4 protein-coding genes are annotated in these 13,133 nt (G+C 43.2%); 1 reads left to right on the top strand and 3 read right to left on the bottom strand.

The window, feature by feature from the left end:
* Positions 1–360: 360 nt before the first annotated feature.
* Positions 361–4,017 carry an ExeM/NucH family extracellular endonuclease gene (locus AHMF7616_RS02010; protein WP_115371363.1) on the bottom strand — a complete coding sequence of 1,219 codons (3,657 nt, stop codon included), beginning with the start codon at positions 4,015–4,017 and terminating at the stop codon, positions 361–363.
* Positions 4,018–4,719: 702 nt separating this feature from the next.
* Between AHMF7616_RS02010 and AHMF7616_RS02005 the strand changes: the two genes are divergently transcribed.
* Positions 4,720–7,494, top strand: coding sequence for a choice-of-anchor I family protein (locus AHMF7616_RS02005; protein ID WP_115371362.1), 2,775 nt, complete (start codon positions 4,720–4,722; stop codon positions 7,492–7,494).
* Positions 7,495–8,148: 654 nt separating this feature from the next.
* Here the strand turns inward: AHMF7616_RS02005 and AHMF7616_RS02000 are convergent.
* Both AHMF7616_RS02000 and AHMF7616_RS01995 read right to left on the bottom strand, forming a co-directional pair.
* Positions 8,149–8,595 (bottom strand): hypothetical protein, encoded by a 447-nt coding sequence (locus tag AHMF7616_RS02000; RefSeq protein ID WP_115371361.1) that lies wholly within the window; start codon positions 8,593–8,595, stop codon positions 8,149–8,151.
* 421 nt (positions 8,596–9,016) lie between these two features.
* Positions 9,017–12,586 (bottom strand): GEVED domain-containing protein, encoded by a 3,570-nt coding sequence (locus tag AHMF7616_RS01995; RefSeq protein WP_158546075.1) that lies wholly within the window; start codon positions 12,584–12,586, stop codon positions 9,017–9,019.
* Positions 12,587–13,133: the final 547 nt, after the last annotated feature.

Genomic DNA, 13,133 nt, shown 5'->3' with positions numbered 1-13,133 from the left:
TTAGCAGAGATAATTAAGATTTACACAAAGTTGTAAAGTCAGTATTATCGGAGTGTTACTTTGGAATTAAGCAATTATTAACTTCTGAGCAGATTACCAGCTGGTTGATCTTTAAGTACAACGGAACTGCCGCATAGAATTAATTAACGCGCAGGAAAATAGCATCTGATTGGCTGCTAGATTTTGAGGGGGATAGCTCTATATAACCTTCAAAACTGAAATAAGCTCTGATTTAAACGCCTTTCAATCAGCAGAATTTTTAAATTTTTAAAAATTTCACCTCTTCAAGCATCATAGTGTAGGCATAAAAAAGCCCGGCTATTGCATAGCCGGGCTTTTAATAAAATGGGTTAATTAAGTTTATTGCAGCAGTAAATGTTGTTTGCTGATTCCGTGGGGTGTGGTTATCAGTAATATATAATTACCTCTTTTCAGCTCACTTACTTGTAGTTGCGTTTGAAGGTTTTCGGTGGCAGATAGCACCTTTTTAGTTAATACCACATTACCCGTTTGGTCGTATAAAGTTACGAACACATCACCAGCCCCGGCATTCTCTATCTCTACGGTAGCCTGCTGCGTAGCCGGGTTGGGATAAGTTACTACGCGGCTCGCCCAAACTCCTTTTTTGTCATTAATATTCAAGTCAAAAATTTGCGGTGAACCTATAGCGGCGCCCGCACTAACCTGGCTGATAGCAAAATCAATTTTCTGCGGACTATTGTTCTTTTTTACCATGTTTTTATCAGTGGTAATAGTAAAGGAAGCCGTAGTTTGGCCTGCCGGAATGGTTACAGCAAAGCTACCTTTCGCTCCGTTAGGATTGGTTTCGTAACCTTTTTTGCTTCCGTATTCAAAAGCGTAATCGTTAATACTAACGGTTACGGTTTGCGCGGTGATTGGGGCAATAGAACTTGTTAAAGTAATCGTGTAAGTACCTGATCCCGCGTTAATAGTAGCGCATGGTTGCGTAAAGCTTATCACCGGCACATCGTTATCTTCCATAATTAAAGATGACGTAGTTTGACTGCCCAACTTAAGTCCGGTGCTTACCTGCGTTATGGCAAAGTGTATTGTTTCGTTAAACTCGTCTACCTGGTCATTAATTAAGTTAACCGCGAACGAAGCGGAGGTACTGCCCGCCGGAATAGATACTGTAAAATTATTGGCCGAGCCATCGGGCGTAGTCGTATAATCCGTGCTGTAAACAGCCCCGGGTCCATCAGTTAATGATAAAGTAACCGTTGCATCTTCGCGGGTGGCTTCCGTTAAAGTGAGATTTACTTTATACGTACCGGCATCTTCGCTTACGGTAGCAGTGGCAGTAGCAAAGCTGATGCTGGGGGTAGACAACTTAAATCCAACTACTACCGGGTCGTGGTCGGAAGAGCGGAATGCGTTATCCTGATAAAATTGATTAATTTGGGTACCTGTTTTAAACTCGGTGTTGTAATCTAAAAACAGCGGCTCATCGGCGTTAATGTGCCATTTGCCACCCGCGGTAAACTGCTGGTATAAGCTGGGCGAAACCAAAGCATGATCCAGAGAACCAGATTGCCCATCAAAAACATACGAATAGCTTTCCGGGCCGAAAAGATTGATAAAACCAGCCTGGCGTAATACATCAATGGGATCTTCCTCCAGGTAAGCATTTAAATCACCCAGCAAAATAACGTCTTTATCCTGCGCGGCCGGAATAATGGTATTATTTATAAAAGCAACTAAGGCCTGGGCTTGTTTTACCCGGGTAGCATTAAAAGAACCCTGACCATCATTTTGATCGGCATCGGCGCCGGAGGCGGAGCCTCCTTTCGATTTAAAGTGGTTGATAACAGCCGTGATTACTTCTCCGGAAGCATTTAAGCGGAAAGTTTGGGCTAAAGGCGGCCGGTTGTGCACCGCATTTACATCGGCAAGTGCGGCTCCCACGGGCGTAACCACGCCGGGTTTGTAGATAAACGCTACCTTAATGGCATCGGTACCGGTACCGCCATTACCGGGGTCGCGGATGTAATCGTAAGTGCCGGGGCTGGTAGCTGCGTTTAAGCCGTTTACTAAATCCGCAATTGCTGAAGTTGAACCGTCATTGTCGTTTTCAATCTCCAGCAATCCCACTATATCGGCATTTAAACCTTTAATGGCCGCCACAATTTTGGTACGCTGGCGTGCAAATTCTAATGCCGTGTTCGCTCCCCGTTCTGTAGGAAACCCGCCGCCATTACCATCGCCGTTAAAATAATTTAAAACGTTAAAGCTGGCAACTTTTACGTTAGCGGCACCCACGCTTGGAGGAGTTAAGGGCCGTGGCGCGTAAGTAAAGGAGGGCGTTTGGGTAGGCTGAAGCCGGTATACGCCAAAATCGTAATTGATAACCCCGGTTAAATTATTTACCGTGCTGCCGACGCGCAGAGTAAAATCAGAGCCTAAATAGGGTACAGTACCCGGATTTTGCACGCTGCTGGCATCATCTAACAAAATAGTGGCGCGGTTGTGTAAATTTTGCTGCGCGGTAACGGCCGCTTTATTGTTTTCGTTATTTGCGACACCAGTAGCCGGGTTATCCGTAGGGTCGATGAAGTTGGTGGGGTTATACAAACGGCCGTCTGCTTCCGCGAACGGGTAATCTAAATCTGCGGATAGTAATACTTCGCCATAACGAGCCAGGGTAAAGTTTTCCGTTACCGTTAATTTTTGCGGAATTGTAACCAGCATGCCTTCGTATTGTTCTAAAGCGGTAGAGTTGCTTGCCGGCAGATTAACTGTGGCAGGTGTTACGCTGGCATTGCCATTGATCGAAATGTTGGTTATGGAACGAATTTGCGTTTGCTCGAAAGTTTCGGCTACCGTACCGGTTACCTGCACCACCTGCCCCACGGCTACCTCCACGCTGTTAGGAGCATATATAAAAATACCATCGGACGTGGCCGTATTGTTATCGCCCAGAATATCTTGGATAAAAAAGCCGTTCAGGCCCGTATTGCCTTGGTAATCTGCCACCACTACCCCGGAAGTAGTTACAACTGATCCAACCAAGAAACTAGCGGCTTCGCTGCCTTGAATGGTATAAATGGACGTGATAGCCGTACCGTCGTCGTTGGTGATGGTGCCGGTAGCCGTAAGGCTGCCCGGCGAAGCACCCTTAATATTGGTAATATTTACCGCAAAGGTTTCATCAGACTCTAACTGTGTATCACCAGCTACTGGTACCAAGAACGTATAGGTAGTATTACCCGCCGGTATAGTTTGGTTCGTTAAAGTTGTAGTGGTGTAATCGCTGCCAGCAGTGGCAGAACCATCGGCGGTAGCTATATCAAACGTAACCGCTCCAGCGGTCGGTTTGGAAAGAGTGACGGTAAAACTAAAATTAGTAATTCCGCTATTTCCTTCGGATTGGGTAACACTGGCCACCGATAGAGTTGGGTTTTGAGAATTACTTACCTGGTGTTGGCCTAATCCATCAAAAGTGTCCGTGGCAAAACCATCAAACTGGTCAGCAGGCTCAAATGCATCATTCCCAATTGGGTCACCGCTATTTACCGCCGATTTTCGGCGCAAGGTGTTATCGGCGGTGGAGGTTAAACCGGACCCCCATTCGGTACCTGGATCTACGCCAATCTGGCCGATAACATCCAAAATAGTTCCGGTAGCGCCCCCTTTGCGAAGCACAATCGCATCATCGCCATTAAAAAGACCTGCCCCGGTAGCCTGGTCGGCTTGCGCCAGTATTGTAGCGTTAGCGCTGGAGGAGGCAAATACAAATACATCATTATTTGCTACCGTACCAGTAAGGGTAAAGGTAGTTGGCGTAGTACCGCCATTAAAATACATTTGAATAACATAGCCAGTGGCGGCTAAATCAATGGCGCTCCCCGTTCCGTTGTAAATCTCTAAGGCTTTATTATTGCTGGAGCCTTCTATGTATTCCGAAAAAAATAAATCGGTCTGTGCCCATGCCTTGCCACTCATCAAAGTGAAAAGCAGCAGCAAAAATTTAAAAAAATGAGGTAGTTTTTGTTTCATGATACAAGATTGTCATTCAGAAGGTTTGTAAGGATAAAAGCATTTTTAACTAAAGGAATCCGTTAATCTGTGGGCGGTTTAATCTTTAGGCAAGCCTGTAACCAGTTACAACAAGGCTTATCCGGAAATTTTAGTGGATGCACAAAAAAGGCAGAGCAAGGAATAAGTAATTTTCATCAAAATTTTAAAAATTTAAACTTATAAGCGATGTAGATAACAGATGCCATTAGAACAATCAGCAACTATTATGTAAAAATTAAAGCAAGCAGAACAAGTTTCTGTTTATTTTAATCTTTACAAGGTTACTTCGGCAAAGTAAGCACAATCCGCAAAGAAGAGCTCCTGCCGTTAGATTACTAAATTGTTACTTTTCCTTTAATGCCATACGACCAGAAAGGAAAATGACTATTTAAATAGAGCGTGTTTAAGAATATACCAACTAACAAAACACATCCTTATCTTTTAGCTATGAGGCTCTTAGCATCTTCTGCCAACAGACTAATCCTTAGTTTCTCCTTCTGCTTAAGCTGAAATTCTATTTTTTAAATTTTTATCTTGCTAGCTGCTTTTTAGTAGTCAGCGTCAGCTACTTATTTACGGGTAAGTCGAATAACTTAACAATTTGATGATGAATTGTTTACTATTTCTTAACACACTACATTCAACTTAGCCTATTCTAACTTACTACGCAATGTTTACACTATGAGAAAAAATTTATTCATTACGCTTTATGGGCTATTATTATTCTTTTTAGGAGTTACTGGCCCAACTTCCTTACTGGCAATGCAGCCAAGCCCAATGCCTCAGATTTCTTTTAAAGACGAGTATTTGTCAGTAAAAGAAACGAAAGGTTCGGTGCAGATAACCTTGTTACTACAAAATCCGGGCGTTGCCAGCGTGGACCTGGTACTAAAAGGAGCGCCTTTTAGCACTACCGATGCCACTGACGTCAATTTTACCAGGCAAACCCTGCATTTTACCAGTAACAGTAACGCTACGCAAACTATTACGATCCCGTTGCGCAACGATGCCATTCGGGAAATGGATGAATATTTTGTATTGAGCCTCGAAAATTTAAAAAATATCAGCTTAGCGGGGAAACCATACCTGACGGTTTACATTAAAGACAACGAAAGGCAAGGGCCCCATGCCAGCAAAGAGTTAGAGTTAGAATACATCAGCAGCTTTAAGCCTAACTCCACCGAAGGCAGCACCACCGAAATTGTGGTACACGACCCGGCCACCCAGCGCTTGTTTATGACCAGTGCCATCCAGAACCGTTTAGATATTGCCGACTTTTCGAATCCGGCCGCTGTTAAGTTGATTAAATCTATTGATATGACTCCTTACGGAGGGATTACGAGCGTGGCGGTGAAAAACGGAGTAGTAGCGGTAGCTAGCCCTAATGCCGACGAACAGAAAAACGGATCGGTCGTATTTTTTAGCACTAACGGGGATTTTAAGCAAAAAGTAACGGTTGGGGCCTTACCCGATATGATTACCTTTACACCCGATGGCAAAAAAATCTTAACTGCCAACGAAGGCCAACCCAACGACGAATACACGGTTGACCCAGAAGGATCGATTAGCATCATTGATATCAGCGGTGGTTTGGCCGGTGTAAATCAAAGTAAAGTGAACACGCTTTTATTTACGGGTTTTAACGCCAAAGAAGCAAGTTTATTGGCGGCTGGGGTACGCAAAACCAAAGCTACCAGCACCTTATCCCGCGATTTTGAGCCAGAATACGTTACCGTGGCCGCCGATTCTAAAAAAGCCTGGGTTACTTTGCAGGAAAATAACGCCATGGCCGAAATAAACCTGGAAAACAAAACCATTACTTCGGTTTGGGCTTTCGGCACCAAAGATTTTAGCCTGTTCGGCAATGGATTCGATGCCTCAGATAAGAGCAAGGAAGTACATTTGGCCAATTACCCGGTTAAATCGTTTTACCTGCCCGATGCCGTGGCAAATTTTAAAATTAATAATAAAACCTACCTGGTTACGGCCAACGAAGGCGACGAAAAAGAATACGAAGGCCTGAACGAACGCACTACCGTGGGCGATGTGGTACTGGACCCCGTAAAATTTCCGAATGCCGCTGAGTTGCAACAAGATTATAATCTGGGTCGCTTACGTATTACCAATTTGCAAGGCGACCCTGATAATGATGGCGACCAAGATGAACTCTACATGGTGGGTGCCCGGTCTTTTTCGATCTGGGATGCTGCTACCAAAACCTTAGTGTACGACAGCAAAGATAATTTTGAGTTTATCACCGCCACCGACCCCAGCGTAGCGCCAATTTTTAACGCCGATAACGAAGATAATGATTTTAAAGGCCGCAGCCGCGCCAAGGGTCCGGAGCCGGAAGGTATAACAATAGCCACCATCAAAAATAAAACCTACGCTTTTATTACCCTGGAACGCATTGGTGGGGTTATGGTTTACGACGTTACCAATCCGAATAAAGTTAAATTTATAGATTACAAAAACAACCGCAGCTTAACAGAGTTTGCCGGCGATCATGGACCGGAAGGAATTATTTACATCTCGGAACAGGATAGCCCGGATCAGAAAAATTACATTGCCGTAGCCAACGAGATTAGCGGTACCATAATCCTTTATGGCTTAAAGGAAAATCCGCCCGCCCGGACCTTAGTTTCTTTTGCGCCGCAAAAAGGTTTACCGGGGGTTACCGTTACGCTCACCGATAAAGGCTTAGGCACTACTACCCAGGTTTTATTTAACGGCCAAGAGGCAAAATTTAAAATTTTGAGCGATACGGAGGTACTAGCCACCGTACCAGCCAGTGCTACCACCGGGCCAATAACTCTAAAAACGGCTGGAGGAACGGTGGTCAGCAGCAAAGACTTTACGGTGTTACAACCCACCATGAGCTTTTTTGCGCCCGAGTTTGGTGCAGTTGGCTCCAAGGTGGTGCTTTGGGGCGAACACCTGGGCACTACGCAGGAAGTATACTTTAACGGCGTAAAAGCCGCTGATTTTAACGTGTACTTTGGAGCGCTGGTAATTGCCGAAGTACCCGAAAACGCCACTTCGGGTAAAATAAGCGTGCTGTTAGCGGGCGGCGGCAAAGCCACTTCTGATGCTGATTTTATCGTTGTTCCGGCCTTTACCGATCCAGTGGTTGCTAGTTCCGAGCCGGAAAAATCCATACAAGAAAATAATAGTATTGCTACCAAACCAATTGCTTTTCCTAATCCTTTTTCGGGTGCCTTGACTATTCAGGTACAAGTAACCCAACAGGCGGCGGTTACTATCAGCATCTACTCCAACGCTGACCAAAAAGTGAAAGAATTAGATTTTGGCATGTTAAAAGCCGGTCAGCATCGCCTATCTTGGGACGGCACGGACACGAATCAGGCACCCGTAAAACCCGGTTTATACTTGTACCAAGTGCATCAAAATAATCAGGTACAAACCGGCCGTATACTTAAGGGCGGCTCGTTGTAAATACTTTAAACGCCTAAAATTGTAATTACTTTCTTCTTTTTTAACTAGCGGCCCGGTAAGTATTTTCCTGTTGAGGCACTATTTACCGGGCTTTTTATATTTTTGCTTGCCTCATTAAAAATGCTGAATTAAAAATTAGAATTAATTTTTTTTGATTAAGTAAGTGGCCCCAAATAGATGGTGTTACTAGTTCTTTTTTCTATGTTATTCTGGAAGAATCTTGGGAGTAGCAAGTACTAGCAGCTGATGAAATCAGAAGTATGTAAGGGGTAGAGAGGAAATAAACTTATTTCTATTTCTACTCTTACCCCTTCGTTGCCAGAAAACACTTCCACAATAACAACCCTATGGTATCCTTTATATTTGTCCGGTTACTAACTTCTTCCATCAAACTTAATCGAATCATTTATACGGGAGAAGCACAACCAGATTCTTACTTTTCACATTTAGCTTTAGAAAGCACGAGTAAAATAGGTTGCGTTTGATCGTTTATCTTAATTTATAAAGAAAGAACTACCGGCAATAAAAGAAAAAAACAGCCGCGTGAAGAAAAAGCTCGCCTTATTTGTTGATTTTCCATATAAAAATAAAAACGCCTGCTCATACTTACAGGCGTTTTTTTTAAATTTTACTAATCCACGGAGCCTGTTAGGCTTAAACTGACTTTAACCACTCCCGGGCTACCGGTAATGAATGAAAAGTATTAATATGATTCCTAATAGCCAGGTTGGTTGCCTCCAACGTTTGCTCAGTAGAGTACTGACTATACGGATTAGGTGATAGCACCCAGGCCAAATATTGTAAACCGGCTTCGGCAAGTTGCGGCAATAATTCTTCTGCCAAGTAATGGCAAGCATCTAACCAAGGACCTTTTACTTGATAATTATTATTTAATATTTTAGCACACTGCTTTTCTTTTAAAAACTGCAGAATATGCTGGCCACCTTTACGAACGGTATATAAGTGCTGAGGCCCCATCCATTCCACGTAGAGCCATTGATATTTAGCTTCGTACCAAATTTTAATAAAATCAGAACAAAATAATAAATCCGGAGATATTCGGGTATTACTACCACGGATAGTATCTAATAAAACAACCATAAGCGTAGATTTAGAGCGTAGTTATACAAGAAAGATACGTATTGATACTATTAAAAAAAATCTTTGTTCTAAAATAACCATAATTTTTCTAAGATAAAGTCTACAATCTATTTCATATTGCTATTAAAATAAGATATTTGATTGCCGCAGCGCATCTCACATAAAGCTTTATTAGGTCATAAGTGTTTATAAATTAGCTATTTATAGAGCAACACCAATTAATAAGAAGTACTTAGAATGGTAAGGGACACCTTACTGCCAGCAAAAAAGGCGTTTATCTACTAACTAAACCAATCAAATTTAGAATTTTACTATATTCTGCTTGGTTCAGATCCTGAAACGCTACTTTGCTTCGCATAAAAAATCCCCACTATGGTGTGTGGTACCATAATGGGGAAACAATTAAGTAATTTTTTAAATATTAACGTTGCAACAATACTTTTTGTTGGTAGGTTTTGGTTGGAGTGGTCAGGCGTATAAAATACATGCCGGCGGTTGCTTTTTGGGCAGGTTGCCAGGTATGCGTATACGGTTCCATAGCCCGGGCTTCGCCCTGGTAAAGCGTAGTTACCAATTGTCCTAAACTATTATATAATTGCACAACAATCGGCTCGGTTTGTTCTAAAGCAAAGCGTACCGTTATCTGGTCGGTAAAAGGATTTGGGTAAGCTATTAAACCAGTGTTCCAGGCTTGCTCCGGATTACCCAAACGCGCAATGGCGGAAGGGGAAACCTCACTCGCGCGGGCGATACTGCTGCCACTGGGTATGTTAGCATTTATTTTAATTAACCAGAAGTCGCTGCTGCCCCGGCTACTTTGCGTTTTATCACCGCTTATACCCGAATCCGAACGCCCGCATAGTAAATAATCATTATCCGAGGTAATAAGCACATTACGAAGCTCTTCTGCCCCACTGCCACCAAAACGTTTATCCCATTGCTTGGTGCCATCGGCGGTTGTTTTCACTACCCAGTAATCCGTGCCTCCCTGGTTGTTCTGGCTTTTATCACCCGTAGCTCCCGAGGCTGATTTACCAGTCAGCAAAAAGCCCCCGTCTGAGGTGCGAACAACCGAACGGAGCTCATCGTCACCGGTACCACCCAGGCGTTTATCCCAAATTTTAGCCCCGTTGTTATTCAATTTAAGTAACCAAAAATCTTTCCCGCCCTGGCTAGATTGACTTTTATCGCCATCGTTACCCGAGACACTACAACCAGCAATTAAAAATTCGGCGTTTGGTAAACTACTTATGGAGTATAAATGATCGGCCCGGCTTCCGCCATAGCGCTTATCCCAAAGTTTTTTACCGTCTTTATCGGTGCGCACCAGCCAGAAATCTTCTCCTCCTTGGCTGGCCTGACTCTTATCACCGCTTTGCCCCGACAGGGAAGCACCTCCTAGTAAGAAGCCATTATCACTGGTAAGGATAAAGTTTTCCAGGCTGTCTGCCATATTGCCACCGTACCGTTGATCCCAGATTTTACCGCCGGCGCTATTTATTTTTACCAGCCAATAATCAAGACCGCCTTGGCTGTCCTGGCTTTTATCGCCGCCTGCCGGCGAATCACTGTATCCTCCCAGAAGATATTCGCCGGTAGAGAGCTGCATGACTTTCTTGAGTTCATCGTAACCAGAACCACCATAACGTTTATCCCATTGCTTGGCACCCGAACCCGAAATTTTGACAATCCAATAATCCCGGTTGCCGCGGCTGCTCTGGCTTTTGTCACGGCTTAAACCAGATTCAGAACTACCAGCCAGTAGATAACCGCCATCTTGCGTTTGAATAACCCGGTTTAAATAATCCTGCCCGGTACCACCGTACCGCTGATCCCAGATTTTATTACCTAATGCGTCTGTCTTTAGTACCCAGTAATCATTACTGCCCCTACTGGCCTGGCTTTTATCCCCACTTACGCCGGAGCCCGAATAACCCGCTAAAAGATAGCCGCCATCGGTGGTTTTAATGGTTTCGGCTAACCCCTCTGACCCGGAACCCCCGTAGCGTACATCCCATTGCGAAGCTGTAGACGGATTAGCGATTGTAATGGTATAATCCTCTGTTTCGCCATAGTCAAATTCGGAGCAAAAATCAGTGCTAGTAACCCGCTCATAATAACGCGCCCGCACCCGCAACCGCCGTTGCCCCAGTACGGCATTCTTGGGAATAGTGACTTTGCCCGTATAAGTTTCGTTTACTATGGCTGAAGGGGATTGGTAAACAAATTCATCGGCATCATTAAAATCATTATCGTTGTTATAATCAATCCAAACGCCAAACCCTTCGGGGTTTTCCGGTCCAGCCTTTAAACTAATATTATAAGTCTGACCTCGATTTACCTGCGTAGTTAAAGTACCCGTTGGTGCATAAACGTTGTAAGCATTTTTCTGCCCGTTACAGCCCGAATTGCTGTTTACTAAACTGTTAAATTTAAAATCATTAATGTAATCGCTACTACAATCGCCGGTAACTACCGGCAAACAATAAGTAGCCGATAGATTACCCGAAATAGTGTATTCCCCTAAAGAACTATAATCTGATTGGGCCCCTTGTTCGCCTTTTACTCCCGCCACAAATAAATAATACGTACCCGCCGGTAGTAAGGGCGTTAAGGAAGCCATCTGGATTTTGTAATTGTAAGGAGCCGTAACCACCGTGGTACCGGCGCTGTTTTTAAGAGTGAGTAAAAGATCTAAGTTAGTGAATATAGTATCTGCGTTAATATATTCTGAGGGTGGTTTTACTTGCAGATTAATAGAACCACTATTACTCAACGTAAAAGAAAAAACATCCTGGTCGGCTTGCGTGGTAATCATTCCTTTATTCTTCTCCGCTAACACTATTCCGGTACTGGAAGCCACGAGTGGCCGGGCATTACTGCTGGAGTTACCATGATCATCGGTACGGTAAGTAAAGCCGTTCCGGGATGTAATAATCTTTAAATCATCTTCTTGATTATTCGCTTGCGGGTATTCGCCTTTGCTCCATTGCACCTGATTTTTGTAATAACCTATTCCCATAATAGGCGCCCAATTACCAAACTGTCCACCATCATAATATTCTTCAACTCTTTCATCCGCTAAGATTCTGCCGTCGTGGCTTAAGCCCAAAGTATGCCCAATTTCGTGGGAACCCGCTTCGCCAGCTGTTATAATGCCGCTATTAAATACCCAGCAAGGGGTATCGTCGCCCCAGGTAAAAGAAGTGGGCCACGCTACGCCACCTACCCCCGGATAAACAGTATCGGTAGGCGTAAATATTACCCGCATACGGCGTTTAGCCGGCGCATTTTTATAAACGGTCGGGCTAGTGGTAATATTTAGAGCAAATGGTCGGAAATCCTCACTTATTTTCTTCCAAACCGCTACTATTTCGGATTGCGATAAGTTGGCGGGCTTGGCATCAATGGTTACACTATCGTTCCAATATTTATGGGTTTCTTTTCCGCCATCAAAATCGAGGTATACTACCGCCTGGGCACCGGGTAAACTTTGCAGCTCCGGAATAGCAGCCGTAAGTGCCGAAGTTTGGCGAGGTGCTGGGGCAGTTTTACTGTTAAAGCGTTTGTAATCAAAGCAAATAGCTTTATCGATATCTATCTCTTGCAAATAAGCCTCACCGGTAGGGGTAGAAGTATACTGGTAAGCTTTTTTTTGATCTTTTAAAACAACATACCCGAATGCTTTATTCTGACTCACTTTCAGAAAGAAAGGGTTGTTTTTACCAGTACCAACAGATCCGGTAAACACTTCCTCATTAGCTAACCTGGATACTTTACGTACCGTTAGTTGCAGGACTTTTTGCCCCGGAATAGCATAATTGATTTTACTGGTTTGAGCGGCGGTTTGGGTAGCTCTAAAATTGGCTCTGTAGGCGGCTGTTACGTTAGCAACCGAACCTAAATAAATGTTCTTTTGCGTTTGGGCCAGGAGGGTTAAACTGCTCAGCAGACAGCTTAACAAACATAAAAAAGGGTAAAGAACTTTCATAATTTTAAACCACTTCCCGGTGGTACTTCGTAAACTATTCATTACTTTATGGTGCTTTTACTTACGCACGCCCGTAAAATTTATTTAAAAAATTCCGGTAAATTTCCTAAATAATTACGCAGCTAAACAGGAGAAATTGGAATACAATCACATTCTATAAGAGTATATCGGAAATGAAGGGAGTGTAAATCCGCCTGTTTCAGCAAAATCAAATGTTTATTCTTTGGTTAAAGCCGTGTGTTATTAATTTTTAGTTGTTCGTTGTTTAATTTTTTAAATTTTACTAATCTGCTAGTTCATACAAAATATACGCTCATTTCAATTTGTTCAAACTTGTTTAAGCTCATCCTTAAAAAAGAAAAGCTATTAAATGAAACGAATAAGTTGTTATTTAACAAATATACGGGTTACAGCCAGCATCTGCAATATAGGTAACTAAGTATTCCATGCGGCAAGCCAGTATTTATACGGATTAAATGTACTTCTGCGGGCAATTACAATCCCTATTGATTTTATTTTTTTCACCTGAATAAGAGGTTAAAATTCT

Source organism: Adhaeribacter pallidiroseus (assembly GCF_003340495.1).
Classification (GTDB): Bacteria; Bacteroidota; Bacteroidia; order Cytophagales; family Hymenobacteraceae; genus Adhaeribacter; species Adhaeribacter pallidiroseus.
Note: the sequence above shows the minus strand (reverse complement) of the source record. Positions and strands in the feature narration are given on the sequence as shown.